This window comes from Haloferula sargassicola, assembly GCF_040362925.1.
In the GTDB taxonomy this organism is placed as follows: Bacteria; Verrucomicrobiota; Verrucomicrobiia; order Verrucomicrobiales; family Akkermansiaceae; genus Haloferula; species Haloferula sargassicola.
The window spans coordinates 33,005-47,539 of sequence record NZ_BAABRI010000024.1; the positions used below are offsets into that span (position 1 = coordinate 33,005).

A 14,535-nucleotide genomic window follows, 5' to 3' on the forward strand; every position below is an offset into this window, starting at 1 on the left:
GAACGACTAGTTGGTCTTGGGTGGCACCACCACCCGCGGACGCGGCCGCCGGCCGTTCTGGTTGTTGCCCCGCTGCGGGTTGTTGTTCTGGGCCGGCTGGGCGTTGGCGTTGTTCGCCGCCGGCTGGGGCGCCGCGGTCGGAGCCTTGAGCGAAAGCTGGGCGTCATCGAAGGCGATGGTGCCGGTCTTGGCCCCATTCTTCACCTTCACCGTGGTTTCCTTCCAGTTGGTGTCGGACCAGTTGACCTCCAGAATTTCGAAATCCGACTTGTAGCCCGGCCGGATGAGCACCTTTTCCTCGGGATCCTTGGCATTGAGGAGGATGGCGAAATACCCGTCCTCGAGCTTCGAAATCCCGCCCAACGAATAGCCTTCGAAGGGATTCACGGCCACCGGTCCCTCGGGCGGCGGCGGCTTGGTGGTGAACGGGGAATCCGTCCACAGCGAGCTGTAGCGCGTCAGGGTCGGCTCCCTCGGCGGAGCGGCCAGCAGCGGCAGGGAAAGCGCGGCGGTCAGGAGCAAAATCGTCTTCATGGCGTCTTGGGCTGGAACCACTCCTCGACCTGCACGGCGGCGTCGATGAGCGTGTCGTCCTCGCGGTTCGGGCTGAGGCGCAGGGCGGTCACGGCACGGAAATTCTTCGGACTGTTGAGCTCGACCAGCCACCGGTAGAGCGCGTCCTCGCGCCCGGTGACATTGATCTTGAAACGGGCCCGCTCGAAGTAGGCGCCATCGGTCTGGTTATCGAGGATCTGCGGGCGGGTCACCGTGAGGCCGGCGGCGGTGGCGCGGCCGGTGACGAAGCTTTCGAGCTGCGAGGGCACCAGCTCGGACTCCTTCGGGTCGGGCAGGTTCTTGTCGAGCCACTCGATCTCCCCCTGCACCGCATCGGACTGCTCGCTGGCGAACCGGGCCCGATTGAGTGTCTGCTGATACTCGGCGGTTTGCTTCTCCACATTCATCTTGGAATTCTGGAGGAACTTGAAGCCGACGAAGTTGCCCATCACGAAAATCGCGAGGCCGAGTCCGATCAGAAGTTTTTTCTCGCGGGATTTCATGCGCGGTTCCGTGGCGGTGAAACCCGCGGAGAATAGAAGTTGTCGGTCGAAAGAATCATCACTGCGGTGATTGGGCTTTGATCAGATCCTCGGAGGTCGCCACGAAGCGGAACTCCCAGGTGCCGTTCTTGTTGACCGCCGGCTCGTTGTTCCAGTCCAGCCACCGCAGGTTCGGGTTACGCTTCAGCGCCAGGGAAAAGGCCGTCACGGGAGCGGACTGCGGAGCGGTGCCAATCAACGTGAAATTGTTCTGGTCGAGGTCGAGATCGGCCGTTTTCAGCCGCAGGCCGGAATTGCGAGGGATCGACTCTTTGACCTCCCGCATCACTTCCAGCAGGCTTTGTTCATCCACGACGACCGGCCCCAACTCCGTCCATTTGTTCTGGTGTTCCTGGAACTGGAAGGAAACGCCGGACACGGACGAGGCATCCTTGGCCAGCTTGTTCCGTTCACTCATCGACTGCCACAGGCCGAAGGCCTGCCAGCCGACGAAGCCGAGATACGCCAGCGCCACCAGCGCCACCACGGCGACGACTTGGTTCCGCCGCTGGCGCTCGCGGCGGGCGGCGCGGACATCGGCGGGCAGGATCGCGCTCGGCGGCTCGGGGAACACCGGATCGGGCCGGCGCTCGACGATCGTCTCGCCGAACAGGCCGTCCATTTGCCCGGGCGATCCCAGCTCGGCGGCCGGCGGCCACACGCGGCAGGTCGCCGGGCGGATTTTCAGGCCCTGGAGATTGAGCTGGCTGATGGCGAGCTGCACCTCGCGACGCACGTCGAGGCCCGGCTCCACGTCCGAGGACGAGGTGGCCTGGCAGTAGATCAGTTTGCCGCCGACATACACGGCGAACACCCAGCGTCCCAGCTCCCGCCACAGGCAAACCTCGTCGCCGCTCACCCCGTAGGCGCGAGGCGAAAGGTCGAACTCCTTCGGGGTGCGGACCGGCAGCTCGCCCTCGCCGGGATTCTGCAGGGCCACGTGGAGCAGCACCGTGCTTTCCTCCTCCTTCTCGACCACGAAGGTGTCGCTGAGCTGGCCGGCCATCGGATCCGGGCGGATCCCGAGCCGCTCGGCGTGCATCACGGCGAGATCCTCGAACAGTTCGTCCTCCGTGCTGGCCGCCCGGAAGGGCATCGCCTGCAGGGAACGGACCGGGAACAGCATCGCCAGCTCCCCGCCGGGCAAGCCTTCCAGCTCCGAGGCCAGGCGCGGGCCGTCGTCGGCGGAAGCCCGCTCGTAGCGGCCTTCGGCGTTGAGTTTCCAGATCTCCCAGCCGATCGCGCCGGGAAGCAGGAGTGAAAATTCAGTGGGTTTGCTCAAGGGACTACTTCCTCGGTTCGCTCCAGAACCGCCGGCTGGCCGGTGCGGTTGCGGACAATGACGGTGATTTTCCGGCGCGCACCCGTCGCCGTGCCGATGCTCTCAATGCGGGTGGTGGTGTCATTGACAGCAAAGCGGGCCGAAATCTCGGGCTGGAGACTGCCGTCCACCCCGAGGAGTGCAAGCGCTTCCTGGGCGGATTGAAAAGGTGCGTCGTCGTCGGTATCGCGGATGCCATCGGCCCCGCGCACCGTTTCGGGAATGATCTCCGCCTCGGGCTCGGAAACGCCGGCCGCCACGGCGATGAGCTCCGCCGAGGCCTCGTTGAGGTCGAGCCCTCCCCCGCTCCAGATGCAGAACCAGTTCCGCCAGTTCGGGTTGTAGGCCTCCACCAGGTCCATGCCGCGGACCAGGCGCATTTCGTCGAGGTTGTAAAACAGCCGGTTGAAGGGCTGGTTGATGCGGCCCTGGGCCTCATACCAATCCACCTCGGCACCGTTCATGTTGACCTCGTCGTTGCTGTCGATCCAGTCCTTCAGACAATCCACCACCGCGCCGGCGTCTTCGATATCCATGCCCCAGTCGATGAACATCGACTTCAGCAGATCGTCGTCCTCCTGGCTGAGGATGGCATTGATGTTGAACTTGCCGCCCTCCGACTGGAGTTGGACATCGAAGCCCTCGCCGGTTTCCTCGGAGAACTGGTGGAGGATCGGATCGGTGCGCTCGACGGCGGGATTGCAGCCGAGGGCGATGCCCATCTCGGCCAACTGCTTGGCGCGGAAACCGTGGATGCTGCCGTTGGACACCTCGATGTCCAGCGCCACCACCCGGATCGCGGCCACGGTGGCAAAGGTCAGCAAGGTGATCAGCCAGATCACCGCGAGCAGGGCGACGCCGCCCGGTTGTCGTCCGGTGCGCTTCATCGGCTTCGTCCTTGAGGCAGCTGAATGACCGGCGGGCGCTGTGGGTCTCCCCCGCCCCCTCCTCCATCGGGGTTGTCGTTATCTCCTCCGTTGCCTCCCCCGGCCCCGCCATTCCCCTGCCGGGCGGTCTGCTGGAGCTGGCGCATCACCACTTCCGGGTTCTGCTTGGGCGTGATCCAAAAAATCTGCGTGATGGGATCGGAAACCGGATCCTCCACGTAGGTCAGCTTCATCTGCAGCGGCAGCCGGCCTTCCAGGTCCCAGTCGTAGCCCCACTCCATGGTGCGTCCGTCGAGGACCTCCCATTCGAAAATGTAGACGTTTTCCAGCAGCGTGACCTGGGCGAAGGGCTCCTCGCCGGCCGGGTCGATCGGATCCCCGTCCTCGGTGGTTTCGTCGAGAATCGGGTTCTCGTAGTACTTCAGCACGATGTCGAGGAAGCCGTCGCGCCGGCGGACGGTGGAAAGCTGGATCGCCTTGGCCACCCGCTCGCTGCCGCCCCAGTTGAAGGTCGTCGGCACGTTCTGGAGCGTCAGGTCGGAAAGGTACTGGGCACCGGAATCCTCGCTCACCAGCTCCATGCGGGCGTTTCCCGGCAGGGAGGAGAACTGGCGGGACAGCAGCTCGATGAAGGCGGTCTGGGTGCCGACCTCGTTCTGCTTCGCCACCACCGCGTTGCCGAGGGCGATGTTCTGGGTGGCGATGCCCATGACCATCGTCACCAGCATGGCCAGCAGGCCGATGGCCAGCACCAGTTCGAGCAGGGTGAAACCGCATTTCCGGCGATGTTCCGGGCCGCGGGTCATGGCTGGTACATCCTCCCGTAGCGCCACGTTTCCGCGGACTCCTCCTGCCATGCGCCGTTCTCGAACCAGTGCGCGGTGACCTGGATGCGATACATCTGCTGAAGGAATTCGCCGTCCTGGTTCTCCAGCTCCTCAAGCGGCTCGATGGTGGTATCGACCTCCACCTCGGCGTCGCCGATCGTCTCGCCGAGCGCCACCGTTTCCGTCCCTTCCTCCAGCACCGGCAGCGACAGGGTGGCGGTCAGCGAGCTGTCGAGGATGCGGTTGATCTGCATCCGCCGCTGGGCCAGCGTGGCCGCTCTGGAGGTCTGGGAAAGGGCCACCGCGAAGGCGGTTCCGACGGTCGCGAAGATGCCCAGCGCCAGCACCACCTCGAGCATGAGGAAGCCCTGGCGTCGTCGCGGCGGTCGGTGGCGGTTCATCATTTGATGTCGGATTCGGTTTCGGCGATGGCGGCGGTCAGCGGGTTGAAGAGGATGGCGATCCAGTTGCCGTTCTCCATTTCAAAGCGGACCCCGAGGGGCTCGCAGATGCCTTGGGGATCGAAGCGCCACACCTGGCGGTCGTTTCGTTCCACCGGATCCCACTGGCCGGTTGCCCAGCGGCGGACCAGCAGCAGGAAGTCGTCGTCGATCTGGTAGCTTTCGGTGGCTCCCGAAGAAGCCTCCGGGTCGTCTTCGGCGAAGGCGTCCCGCTCGTCCGGCTCGATCAGCGCATCGGCATAGGGAAGGAGGTTCACCTGCTTGGGCAGGAATTCCAGCGCGTAGGGCCGCTGCTGCAGGGAGGCCATGGTGCGGGCGCGCTTGGCGAGGGCTTCGATCTCGACGGTGGCGTTGTTGAGCCGGCCCTCGTCGCGGTTGATGTAAAGGCCGGCCAGCGCGCCCCCGATGACCATCATGGCCAGCGCGAGCACGATGATGATCTCGAGCAGCGTGAAGCCCCCGCGGCGACGATCACTCGTCCTTCTGGCTGCTGATGTCATCGTCGGTGTCCTGCTGCGTGTCGGCACCCTTGCTGATCAGCTCGAAGGTCGTGTTATCGACTGAGCCCGGGAACTTGTAGCCGTAGGGCTCGCCCCAGGGATCAGTCGGCACCTTGCTCATGATGCGGGTCCATTTCTTGGGCACCGGGGTGCTGCTGGGCTTGTTGACCAAGGCATCGAGGCCCTGCTGGGTGGTCGGGAAGCGGCCGTTGACGGTCTGATACATCAGCAGGCCGGACTCGATGGTCTTGAAGTCCGTGCTGACCTGGTTGCGGCGGGCGGCGCCGCTGATGCCGCGCATGGTGAAGATCGCGCCACCCATGATGACGGCGATGATGCCGAGCACGATGACCATTTCGAGAAGCGAGAAACCGGCGGCACGACGGCGGCGGGAAGGTTGCTGGAGTTTCATGAATTCTGAGGTTTGCGAAGTCGCGAGGACCCTTATGTCGGAAAGAAACCCGTGAGAACCCAAACTTGTCGCAAAAATGTGGCACGCCGGGGGGCGTCGCGGCCCGGATTCCCTGAAAAATGCCTCGATTCCCTTGGCAGACCCCGTTTCCACCGCTAACTCCGCCCATCATGAACAAGGTCCTGATCATCGGCGCCGGGGGCGTCGGCAACGTCGTCGCCCACAAATGCGCCATGCTGCCCGAGGTTTTCGGTGAAATCACCCTCGCCTCCCGCACCGTCTCGAAGTGCGAGGCGATCGCCGCCGACGTGAAAAAACGCACCGGCCGGGACATCATCACCGCCCGGGTCGATGCCGACAGGGTCGCCGAAACCGCCGCGCTGATCCGCGCGACGGGCGCGCAGCTGGTCATCAACGTCGCCCTCCCCTACCAGGACCTCGCCATCATGGACGCCTGCCTGGAGGCCGGCTGCGATTACCTCGATACCGCCAACTACGAGCCGAAGGACGTCGCCAAGTTCGAATACTCCTGGCAATGGGCCTATCAGGACCGCTTCAAGGATGCCGGCCGCTCCGCGCTGCTCGGCTCCGGTTTCGACCCCGGCGTCACCAACGTCTTCACCGCCTGGGCGCTGAAGCATCATTTCGACGAGATCCACACGCTCGACATCATTGACGTCAACGGCGGCGACCACGGCCACGCCTTCGCCACCAACTTCAACCCCGAGATCAACATCCGCGAGGTCACCGCCGAGTGCCGCCACTGGGAGGACGGGAAGTTCGTCGAAACCCCGGCCATGTCCGAGCATCGCGGCTTCACCTGCCCGGAAGAGGTCGGCAGCTACGAGATCTACCGGATGTATCACGAAGAGCTGGAGTCGCTCGTCGAGCACATCCCGACCATCAAGCGCGCGCAGTTCTGGATGAGCTTCTCGCCGAACTACCTGAAGCACCTCGAGGTTCTCGGAAACGTCGGCATGACCCGCATCGATCCGGTCGTTTACAACGGCCAGGAGATCATCCCGCTCCAGTTCCTGAAAACCGTGCTGCCGAACCCCGGCGACCTCGGCGAGCGAACCAAGGGCCGGACCTGCATCGGCAACGTCATCACCGGTCTCAAGGACGGCCAGCCGAAGGCGATCTACATTTACAACATCTGCGACCACGAAAAGTGCTTCGAGGAGGTCGGCAGCCAGGCCATTTCCTACACCACCGGGGTGCCGGCGATGATCGGCGCGAAGCAGATGCTCGAAGGCCGGTGGCGCAAGGACGGCGTCTGGAACATGGAGCAGCACGATCCGGATTCCTTCATGGCGGACCTCAATGATCACGGCCTGCCGTGGACCTGCATCGAGCTGACACCCGAGCAGGCCGCCGCTTTCCAGGTGGCGTGATGGCGGCCCTCCGCCGGCTTGCCATGACCTGAGGCAGCGCTTAGTTTTCCAGCATGGAAATCAAGCCGATCCGTCCCTCGATCCGGCGCCTCCAGGAGGACTTCGCCGCCCGCCTGGCCCGCCAGCGGATGCTGGAGCGGATCCGCGCGGGACGCCCGAAGCGCGATAGCAAGGGGATCGACCTGTCGAACAGCGAGCCTTGGCCGAGGTCCGAAGACTCACTCGCAGGAGATTGGGAAATTGCGAAGGACATCGCCATGGACATCGAGAAATGGACACGCCGGTCAACCGCTTCGTCCGTCTCCTGACGAGCCGTCACCGGGTGGTCGCCATCGGAGGCCTTGCGGTCATTGCCCACGGCAACCCTCGGAAGACCAAGGATGCGGACATCTGGCTCGAGCCGATGGCAAGCGCCCGCCAGTGGGCCGACGCACTATCTTCCGCTTGCGGCAAATTCGGAGGATTGGAACTTCTACGGCTTCCGGATTGGTTGTCAGTGCGCGGCGACGCCTTAGTGGAAGCCGTTGACGACGCCGGGATGGTCCGCATCGGAGGACTTGACTGCCCCTTGGATGTTTTTCGGAAGCCGAACGAGGCTGAGCTTACCGACTTCGAAGGTTATCATCGACGGGGACGACTCCGTGACGACGGAACCGTGCTTCCTCATCCGCTCGACCTCATCGAAACGAAGTTGAACACCGATCGGGAGCGCGATTTCACGGACATCCTCTTCCTCGAATCGCTTGTCCGTGCCGAGTATGCGGAGCGCCTCCCCACCGCCACGCCCGAGGAGGCCGCGGCCATGCTCCACCGCTTCTCCGATTGGCAGGTGCTCCGCGTCGCCCTGACAAATCCCCATGCCGCCGTGCAGGATCTCGCCCGCAGCCATTTGGAAGAGTTCGCCGAGGCTGGCGATCCGTTTTCCCAGGCCATCCTCGCCGGGCGCGAGATTCCCGGCTGAATCAGCCGATTTCTCCGATGACCTTCTTCACCGCCTCCGCCGCGGCGAGGAAGGCGTTCTTTTCCTCCTCGTTGAGTTCGGGCTTCAGGCAGCGCTCCACGCCGTTTTTCCCGACCACCACCGGCACACTCAGGCAGACGCCGGAGACTCCGAGGTAGCCATCGATCCTCACGCTCAGCGGCATGGTGCGGCGCTCGTTCATGAGGATCGATTCGACCACGTAGGCCGCGGCCAGGCCGATGGCGTAGCAGGTGTTGCCCTTTTTGCGAAAGACCTCGATGCCGAAGCCCTTCGCCCGCTCGCACAGGACCCGCCGCTCGGGGGTATCATCGATCCGCTCGCCGCCGGCCTGGGCCACGCTCATCGCCGGAAATTGATGTTCGCCGTGCTCGCCCAGAATGTAAGCGCGCAGGTCGTCCGGATGCACCGAAAGCATTTCCGAGAGCAGCTCGCGAAAACGGATGGAGTCCACCAGCGTGCCGGTGCCCATCACCCGCTCCGGCGGAAATCCGGTCAGAGCGAGCGCCTGCCAGGTCAAGGCATCGACCGGATTGCTCACCATCACCAGTTTCGCCTCCGGCGCTACGCGGGCAATGCCCGGCAGCAGTCCGGCCATCAGTTTGTAGTTCCCCCTGGCCAGCACGTTGCGATCGGTGATGCCTTCCGGCGTCGGCACCGAGGCACATATCACCACGACCTCCGAACCCTCCGCGTCCTCGATTTCCCCGGCCCGCACCCGCACCGGCACCTGCAGGAAAGCCTGGGCATGCATCAGGTCCAGCGCCTCGCCCTCCGCCTTGGTCCGGTTCCGCCCGACCAGCACGATCTCCCGCGCCACGCGACGCAGCATCAGCGTGTAGGCCAGCACCATGCCCACCGTCCCGGGGCCGACGATCGTGACTTTCATGTTCGGGCGGCTCCCCAGCTATGATCGTGCCGGATCAGCGCTGGGGTTCGCTTTCCCGGGGCAGGAACAGATAGACCAAGCTGCCGAGAATTCCCAACAGCACGATCAGCACGATGCCCACGATGCGGTTGTTGTCGGTCAGGTAGCGGTTTTGCACGCAGTGGATCAGCGACCACAGCCAAAGTCCGAACACCACCAGCCCGATCAGGCCGAAGATGATCATCACCACGATCGGGGCACCGCTTTCCATCGGGGAGCTATTCATGCCGGCATTTCATAATGAAGGACCGTCCGGCGTCCACCTTGAAGCCTGTCTCCCTCAAAAATCCGAACATTCGCGTTCATTCGAGCCCGTTCGCGGTTACATCACCGGCGTGGCCAGCTACGTCATCTCCATCGCCGCCCTGAAGCGCAACGCCGCCATCCTCCGCGAGGTCAAGGAAGCCGCCGGCTGCAAGCTCGTGCTCGCCTTGAAGGGCTTTTCCTGCTGGAAGGCTTTTCCTTTCATCCGCGAAGATCTCGACGGCTGCTGCGCCTCCGGCCTGTGGGAGGCCCGCCTGGCCCGCGAGCATTTCGGGAAAGCCGTCGTGACCTACTCGCCCGGCTACACCGCGGAGGAAATCGAAGCCCTGTTGGAGTTCACCACCCATCTCGACTTCAATTCGCTCTCGCAGTGGTTCCGCTACCGCGAAACGGTCATGGCCCACCCCCGCTTCAAGTCCGGCGAGCTCCACTGCGGCCTGCGCGTGAATCCCCAGCACTCGACCGGCTCGACCCCGCTCTACGATCCGTGCGTTCCCGGCTCCCGCCTCGGCATCACCGCCGACCAGCTCGAGGGGGCCGACCTCACCGGCCTCAGCGGCCTCCATTTCCACACTCTCTGCGAGCAGGACTCCGACGACCTCGAGACCACCCTCGCCGAGCTCGACCGACGATTCGGCCATCTACTACGTTCCCCGCAGTTCACCTACCTGAACATGGGCGGCGGCCACTGGATCACCAAGCCGTTCTACGATCGCGACCGCCTCATCCGCCTCGTCCGCGAGGCCCGGGAAAAATACAACCTCGAAGTCTGGCTCGAACCCGGCGAGGCCGCTGCGATCCACACCGGGGTCCTGCGTAGCGAGGTCATCGACGTCTTCGAAAGCGCCGGCCACCGCCTCGTCATCCTCGACGTCTCCGCCACCGGCCACATGCCCGACGTCCTCGAAATGCCCTACCGCCCCGACGTCTTCCTCGCCGAAAAGGAGCACAGGCGTCCCGCCGGTGAACCCACGCAGCCCGCCGTCACTTTCAAAGGCGAAACCTACGTCGCGGCCTCCGGCCCCCAGTCTTCCATCGGCAGTCCTCAATCGGCAATCCCCCACCGTCTCGGCTGCCCCACCTGCCTGGCCGGCGATGTCATCGGCGACTATGCTTTCCCCCGCGAGTTGAAGCCCGGCGACATCCTCGTCTTCGACGACATGGCCCACTACACCATGGTCAAGACGACCACCTTCAACGGCGTCCCCCACCCCGCCATCGTCCTCCAGCACGAAGACGGCAGCCTCGAAACCATCCGCGAGTTCACCTACGAGGACTTCCGCGACCGGTTGGGCTGATCGGCCCGTTCCGCATCCTGCCGATCTTGCCTCGACCCGGGCATTTCCCTTTCATTTCCCGGAAAAACCCCTTTGTTCCCGCCCATGGTTCCACCGTCCTCACGCACCCCGGTCGCCAAGCCAAAAAAGAAACCCGCCAGCTGGTCCCCGAACCAGTCCGCCGAGCTTTACGGCGTCGATGCCTGGGGCCACGGATTCTTCGGCGTCAATGACGAGGGCCACGTCACGGTGCGCCTGCCGGAAAACGAGGAGTCGTCCGAGACGCGGGAGGTTTCCCTGCAGTCGATCGTCGAAGGCCTGCGCGACCGCGGCACCGACCTGCCGGTGCTGCTTCGTTTCCGCGACATCCTTCATTCCCGCATCGCCGAGCTGAATGAATCCTTCCGCGAGGCGATCAAGAACACCGGCTTCAAGGGCGAATACCGCGGCGTTTACCCCATCAAGGTCAACCAGCAGCGACAGGTCATCGAGGAGATCGCCGAGTTCGGAAAGCGCTACCACTATGGCCTTGAGGCCGGCTCGAAACCGGAGCTGATCGCCGCGCTGTCCCACATGCACGACACGCAGGCCTACATCATCTGCAACGGCTACAAGGACGAGGAGTTCATCGACCTCGCCCTGCATGCGCAGAAGATGGGCCTCAAGGTGATGCTCGTTTTGGAAATGCCGACCGAGCTCGAGCTCGTGCTCGAGCGTTCGCGCAAGCTCGGCGTGCTGCCCAACCTCGGCGTCCGCGTCCGCCTTTCCACCCGCGGCTCCGGCCACTGGCAGGAAAGCGCCGGCGACAAGTCGGTGTTCGGGCTTTCCGCCGCCCAGGTCATCGACGTGGTCGATCGACTCAAGGACGCCGGCTACCTCGGCTGCCTGAAAATGCTGCACTATCACCAAGGCAGCCAGATCCCGAACATCGCCGCCATCCGCGAGGGCGCCACCGAGGTCACGCGCATTTACTGCGACCTCGTGAAGGAAGGTGCGCCGATGGGCGTGCTCGACATGGGCGGCGGCATGGCGGTCGATTACGACGGCTCGCACACCAACTTCGCCTCGTCCTGCAACTACTCGGTGCTCGAATACTGCACCGACGTCATCGAGACCATCATGCAGGTCTGCGATCGTGCCGGCGTGGCCCACCCGAACCTCATCTCCGAGTCCGGCCGGGCGATCGTCGCCTACTACTCGGTGCTCGTTTTCAACATCCTCGATGTCTCCACCGTCCAGACCACCGAGGAGGCCCCGCCTGTTCCGGACAAGGCGCCGCAGAACCTCACCAACCTCATCCACGTCAACAAGGACCTCTCGAAGCGCAACCTCCAGGAATGCTTCAACGACGCGATCTACTACCGCGACCAGGTCCGCGCGCAGTTCTTCTACGGCAATGCCACCCTGCGTGAGCGGGGCTCCGCCGAGGCCTGGTTCTGGCACATCATGACGCGCATCTCGAAGCTGCTCCATGAGCTCGATGTGATCCCTGAGGACCTCCGCGAGCTTTCCGACACGCTCGTCGATTTCTACTACGGAAACTTCAGCCTGTTCCAGTCGCTGCCCGACTCCTGGGCCATCAAGCAGCTGTTCCCCGTGATGCCGATCCACCGCCTCGACGAGCGCCCGCTGCAACGCGCGGTGCTGGCCGACATCACCTGCGATTGCGACGGCAAGATCGACCGTTTCATCGACCGCGAGGACGTGGCCAAAGTACTACCCCTCCATGAGTTGAAGCCGGACGAGTCCTACCACATCGGTGTGTTTCTCGTCGGTGCCTACCAGGAAACCCTCGGCGACCTCCACAACCTGCTCGGCGACACCAACGTCGTCGGCGTCCACCTCGAGGAGGGCAAGCCGGTCTACACCCACGAGGTTGAAGGCGACTCGGTGGCCGACGTGCTGTCCTACGTCGAATACGACCCCAAGGAGCTGGTCACGAAATTCCGCGGCTTCGCCGAAAAGGCGGTCAACCAGGGCCGCATCAGCCCCAAGGAACGGCGCGAGGTGATGGATTTGTTCCGCACCAACCTCAACGGCTACACCTACTTCGAGGGCTGACGCTTTTTCTTCGACAGGCTGAGGAAAAACACCACCGCTCCGGCGATCACCCCGACCGCCAGCACTTCGCGAAAGCCCGGCATCGCCATGACCTCCTGCGGCGGATTCATCCCGAACACGCCGACCATCGTCACCAGCGGGAAAAAGAACGCCGCCAGCCGGTTCAGTCGGCGTGCCTCCATCCCCGCCTCGTGGGCGGCCCGGGCCTGATCGGCACCGCTCACCGCGAGCGAGAAATCCATGCCCGCCTTCGCGTCGCCGGTCGCCAGGTCGGCCGCGCGTTCGAGGTCGATCGCCCGGTCGCGCGCCACGATCAGCCGCCGGTCGGCCGGCCGCGCCTTGCGGGCGCACTCCATCACCGTCAGCAGGTTGCGGGTGGCCCGCAGCAGCGGGTGCGCCCGCTTCATCACCTCGAAATACTCTTTCGGCGTCTGCGCCGACTCGGCATCGCGGTCCAGTTCGTGGATTGCCCTCCCATAGGAGTCGAGGTGCCCGTCCAGAGCCGCGAACCCACCACTCCCGGGATGGTTTTTCCATGTCCCGTCGGGTTTTCCCCACAGGAGAAATGGGCGGCGGATCTCATCGTCCTCGGGTCGCGGGACCTCGTGCAGGATGAAAAGCAGATGGCCTTCCTCATCCATGAGCCGCTGCCGCCCGGCCTCGTCGCCCAGGCGACGACGGATGGCTTCGGGCAGGTCCCAGGTCTTGGGCAGGAAATGTTGGGGACGTCGGGTTTCCACGGCCTCAGGCTGGCGATGACCCGCCCTCAGGTCAGCTCCAATCTGGTGACCATCTTCCCACCGCCGTCGCTATTTCTCCGCCGTATAGATCGAGGCCACACCAAAAGTCAGCGGGATCGACTCCGCCTCGCGGTAGCCGTTCGTCTCCATGAGCGCCGCCATGGCCGCGCCCATCGGAAACTCCTCGATCGAGCCGCCGAGGTACTCGTAGGCGTCCTTTTGCCGGGTCAACCAGCCGGCCAGCTTCGGTAGGACGCGGTGCAGATACCATCGGTAGGCCGGTCGCAGCGGGCCTGTGGGGAGGGAAAAGTCCAGCACCAGCAGGTGGCCGCCCGGCCTCAGGACGCGACGCATTTCCCGCAGCGCCGCGGCGTAGTCGGCCATGTTCCGCAGGCCGAAGGCGACCGTGACGACGTCGAACGAGTCGTCCTCAAACGGCAGGTCGAGGGCGTCGGCCACGAGCGTGCGGGCGATCCCCCGCTCCTTCGCATGGGCCAGCATTTCGGCGCAGAAGTCACTGGCGATGATGTCCGTGTCCGGGCAGGCATCCTGAATTTCCAAGGCCAGGTCGCCGGTCCCGCTGGCCACGTCGAGCAGCCGCGCCGGCTTCCAGCGCCGCACCATTCGCGCCACTTTCCGCCGCCACAGGATGTCGGTGCCGAGGCTCAGCACGTGATTGGTCGTCACGTAGCGGTCCGCGATCCGCGCGAACGCCTCGCGCACGTATCCGGGGTCTTGAATTGTTCCGTCGGCCATGGTCTCAGGGCAGCAGGTCGGTGTAGGTTCCCGGGTCGCTGCCGGGGATCTCGATCGCGCCGCAGGCCTTTTCGTAGAACTCCCGCGGGCCCACGCCTCCGATGATCGCATAGGCGTGACCCAGCTCGCGGATGCCTTCCAGCGCCTTGAAAAGCAGCGCTTTCCCCACTCCCGTGCCACGGGCGGCGTCGGCCACGCCGGTGGGGCCGAAAAACCCGCGCGAGGTCGTGTCGTAGCACACGAATCCCAACACCTGCTTGTCGCGCGTGGCGAGGTAGCAGGTGATCGGCTGGCGGCTCATCGCCACTTCCACCTCGCTCACCCATTTCGGGGAAAAATGTTCCCCCACGAACTCGCGGACCGTGTGCAGCTCGAACGCGCGCGCCCGGCGCAGCGTGATCCCCTGCGACTCCACCTTTTCGTAGAGCCCCGCGCTCGGCGGCAGGTCGTAGAGGCGCACCAACATGTCGATCATGCCCCTTAGCTAGCCGCCGCCCGACCCACCCGAAAGCGGAAACTCCCGGATGTGACAGAGCGACCCGACACTTTGTCCGGATCGCGCCATTTTGTTCCAATCGATCGCTAGGGCGCCTTTTCGAAAATCTGTCATTGCCTGTTCATTTCCAGAGGC

General features: G+C 64.4%; 18 protein-coding genes. 5 read left to right on the forward strand and 13 right to left on the reverse strand.

Annotated elements, in window-relative coordinates; genetic code table 11:
- Nucleotides 1–6 precede the first annotated feature (6 nt).
- The 8 genes from ABXH26_RS17750 to gspG are packed head-to-tail and all read right to left on the reverse strand — an operon-like array spanning nucleotide 7 to nucleotide 5,505.
- A complete protein-coding gene (locus ABXH26_RS17750) occupies nucleotides 7–534 on the reverse strand; it encodes a hypothetical protein (protein WP_353568442.1) in 528 nt (175 codons plus the stop codon).
- On the reverse strand, nucleotides 531–1,058 hold the full coding sequence (locus ABXH26_RS17755) for a type II secretion system protein M (RefSeq protein WP_353568443.1): 528 nt from the start codon (nucleotides 1,056–1,058) through the stop codon (nucleotides 531–533). Before ABXH26_RS17755 ends, ABXH26_RS17750 begins: the two co-directional genes overlap by 4 nt.
- Before the next feature lie 58 nt (nucleotides 1,059–1,116).
- Nucleotides 1,117–2,379 (reverse strand): hypothetical protein, encoded by a 1,263-nt coding sequence (locus tag ABXH26_RS17760; RefSeq protein WP_353568444.1) that lies wholly within the window; start codon nucleotides 2,377–2,379, stop codon nucleotides 1,117–1,119.
- Complete coding sequence (locus ABXH26_RS17765; RefSeq protein ID WP_353568445.1) at nucleotides 2,376–3,305, reverse strand: type II secretion system minor pseudopilin; 930 nt, start codon at nucleotides 3,303–3,305, stop codon at nucleotides 2,376–2,378. Before ABXH26_RS17765 ends, ABXH26_RS17760 begins: the two co-directional genes overlap by 4 nt.
- Nucleotides 3,302–4,111 carry a type II secretion system protein gene (locus ABXH26_RS17770; protein WP_353568446.1) on the reverse strand — a complete coding sequence of 270 codons (810 nt, stop codon included), beginning with the start codon at nucleotides 4,109–4,111 and terminating at the stop codon, nucleotides 3,302–3,304. Before ABXH26_RS17770 ends, ABXH26_RS17765 begins: the two co-directional genes overlap by 4 nt.
- Nucleotides 4,108–4,536: a type II secretion system protein gene (locus ABXH26_RS17775; protein WP_353568447.1), complete on the reverse strand. Its 429-nt coding sequence runs from the start codon at nucleotides 4,534–4,536 to the stop codon at nucleotides 4,108–4,110. Before ABXH26_RS17775 ends, ABXH26_RS17770 begins: the two co-directional genes overlap by 4 nt.
- Nucleotides 4,533–5,093, reverse strand: a complete 561-nt coding sequence (locus tag ABXH26_RS17780; RefSeq protein ID WP_353568448.1) for a prepilin-type N-terminal cleavage/methylation domain-containing protein — start codon at nucleotides 5,091–5,093, stop codon at nucleotides 4,533–4,535. Before ABXH26_RS17780 ends, ABXH26_RS17775 begins: the two co-directional genes overlap by 4 nt.
- The gene (gspG, locus tag ABXH26_RS17785) at nucleotides 5,065–5,505 is read right to left on the reverse strand and encodes a type II secretion system major pseudopilin GspG (protein WP_353568449.1); all 441 of its coding nucleotides are present in this window, start codon (nucleotides 5,503–5,505) and stop codon (nucleotides 5,065–5,067) included. The genes ABXH26_RS17780 and gspG overlap by 29 nt, the downstream gene beginning before the upstream one ends.
- A 170-nt stretch (nucleotides 5,506–5,675) precedes the next feature.
- On the opposite strand from gspG, the gene ABXH26_RS17790 reads away from it, so the two are divergent.
- From ABXH26_RS17790 to ABXH26_RS17800, 3 genes are all read left to right on the forward strand, one after another.
- Nucleotides 5,676–6,899, forward strand: coding sequence for a saccharopine dehydrogenase family protein (locus ABXH26_RS17790; protein ID WP_353568450.1), 1,224 nt, complete (start codon nucleotides 5,676–5,678; stop codon nucleotides 6,897–6,899).
- A gap of 53 nt (nucleotides 6,900–6,952) precedes the next feature.
- Nucleotides 6,953–7,207, forward strand: coding sequence for a hypothetical protein (locus tag ABXH26_RS17795; protein ID WP_353568451.1), 255 nt, complete (start codon nucleotides 6,953–6,955; stop codon nucleotides 7,205–7,207).
- Between the two features lie 347 nt (nucleotides 7,208–7,554).
- Nucleotides 7,555–7,860: a hypothetical protein gene (locus ABXH26_RS17800; protein WP_353568452.1), complete on the forward strand. Its 306-nt coding sequence runs from the start codon at nucleotides 7,555–7,557 to the stop codon at nucleotides 7,858–7,860.
- Nucleotide 7,861: 1 nt separating this feature from the next.
- Here ABXH26_RS17800 and ABXH26_RS17805 read toward each other — a convergent pair whose 3' ends face one another.
- Together ABXH26_RS17805 and ABXH26_RS17810 are read right to left on the reverse strand one after the other, a co-directional pair.
- Nucleotides 7,862–8,767, reverse strand: a complete 906-nt coding sequence (locus ABXH26_RS17805) for a malate dehydrogenase (RefSeq protein ID WP_353568453.1) — start codon at nucleotides 8,765–8,767, stop codon at nucleotides 7,862–7,864.
- A 34-nt stretch (nucleotides 8,768–8,801) separates the two neighbouring features.
- Complete coding sequence (locus ABXH26_RS17810) at nucleotides 8,802–9,032, reverse strand: hypothetical protein (RefSeq protein WP_353568454.1); 231 nt, start codon at nucleotides 9,030–9,032, stop codon at nucleotides 8,802–8,804.
- Between the two features lie 109 nt (nucleotides 9,033–9,141).
- Between ABXH26_RS17810 and ABXH26_RS17815 the strand changes: the two genes are divergently transcribed.
- Nucleotides 9,142–10,368 (forward strand): carboxynorspermidine decarboxylase, encoded by a 1,227-nt coding sequence (locus ABXH26_RS17815; protein ID WP_353568455.1) that lies wholly within the window; start codon nucleotides 9,142–9,144, stop codon nucleotides 10,366–10,368.
- An 84-nt stretch (nucleotides 10,369–10,452) separates the two neighbouring features.
- Complete coding sequence (gene speA / locus ABXH26_RS17820; RefSeq protein ID WP_353568456.1) at nucleotides 10,453–12,408, forward strand: biosynthetic arginine decarboxylase; 1,956 nt, start codon at nucleotides 10,453–10,455, stop codon at nucleotides 12,406–12,408.
- Here the strand turns inward: speA and ABXH26_RS17825 are convergent.
- The 3 genes from ABXH26_RS17825 to ABXH26_RS17835 all read right to left on the reverse strand — a co-directional run bounded on the left by ABXH26_RS17825 (nucleotide 12,393) and on the right by ABXH26_RS17835 (nucleotide 14,379).
- A complete protein-coding gene (locus ABXH26_RS17825) occupies nucleotides 12,393–13,148 on the reverse strand; it encodes a hypothetical protein (RefSeq protein ID WP_353568457.1) in 756 nt (251 codons plus the stop codon). The two genes, speA and ABXH26_RS17825, sit on opposite strands and share 16 nt — an antisense overlap.
- A 69-nt stretch (nucleotides 13,149–13,217) precedes the next feature.
- Complete coding sequence (locus ABXH26_RS17830; protein ID WP_353568458.1) at nucleotides 13,218–13,904, reverse strand: ubiquinone/menaquinone biosynthesis methyltransferase; 687 nt, start codon at nucleotides 13,902–13,904, stop codon at nucleotides 13,218–13,220.
- A gap of 4 nt (nucleotides 13,905–13,908) precedes the next feature.
- Nucleotides 13,909–14,379 (reverse strand): GNAT family N-acetyltransferase, encoded by a 471-nt coding sequence (locus ABXH26_RS17835; RefSeq protein ID WP_353568459.1) that lies wholly within the window; start codon nucleotides 14,377–14,379, stop codon nucleotides 13,909–13,911.
- Nucleotides 14,380–14,535 lie beyond the last annotated feature (156 nt).

Coding starts and splice junctions, on each gene's coding strand:
- ABXH26_RS17830 (WP_353568458.1), bottom strand. CDS start 13,904: ATGGCCGACGGAACAATTCAAGACCCCGGATACGTGCGCGAGGCGTTC.
- ABXH26_RS17755 (WP_353568443.1), bottom strand. CDS start 1,058: ATGAAATCCCGCGAGAAAAAACTTCTGATCGGACTCGGCCTCGCGATT.
- ABXH26_RS17790 (WP_353568450.1), top strand. CDS start 5,676: ATGAACAAGGTCCTGATCATCGGCGCCGGGGGCGTCGGCAACGTCGTC.
- speA (WP_353568456.1), top strand. CDS start 10,453: ATGGTTCCACCGTCCTCACGCACCCCGGTCGCCAAGCCAAAAAAGAAA.
- gspG (WP_353568449.1), bottom strand. CDS start 5,505: ATGAAACTCCAGCAACCTTCCCGCCGCCGTCGTGCCGCCGGTTTCTCG.
- ABXH26_RS17765 (WP_353568445.1), bottom strand. CDS start 3,305: ATGAAGCGCACCGGACGACAACCGGGCGGCGTCGCCCTGCTCGCGGTG.
- ABXH26_RS17805 (WP_353568453.1), bottom strand. CDS start 8,767: ATGAAAGTCACGATCGTCGGCCCCGGGACGGTGGGCATGGTGCTGGCC.
- ABXH26_RS17770 (WP_353568446.1), bottom strand. CDS start 4,111: ATGACCCGCGGCCCGGAACATCGCCGGAAATGCGGTTTCACCCTGCTC.
- ABXH26_RS17810 (WP_353568454.1), bottom strand. CDS start 9,032: ATGAATAGCTCCCCGATGGAAAGCGGTGCCCCGATCGTGGTGATGATC.
- ABXH26_RS17750 (WP_353568442.1), bottom strand. CDS start 534: ATGAAGACGATTTTGCTCCTGACCGCCGCGCTTTCCCTGCCGCTGCTG.
- ABXH26_RS17775 (WP_353568447.1), bottom strand. CDS start 4,536: ATGATGAACCGCCACCGACCGCCGCGACGACGCCAGGGCTTCCTCATG.
- ABXH26_RS17795 (WP_353568451.1), top strand. CDS start 6,953: ATGGAAATCAAGCCGATCCGTCCCTCGATCCGGCGCCTCCAGGAGGAC.
- ABXH26_RS17835 (WP_353568459.1), bottom strand. CDS start 14,379: ATGATCGACATGTTGGTGCGCCTCTACGACCTGCCGCCGAGCGCGGGG.
- ABXH26_RS17780 (WP_353568448.1), bottom strand. CDS start 5,093: ATGACATCAGCAGCCAGAAGGACGAGTGATCGTCGCCGCGGGGGCTTC.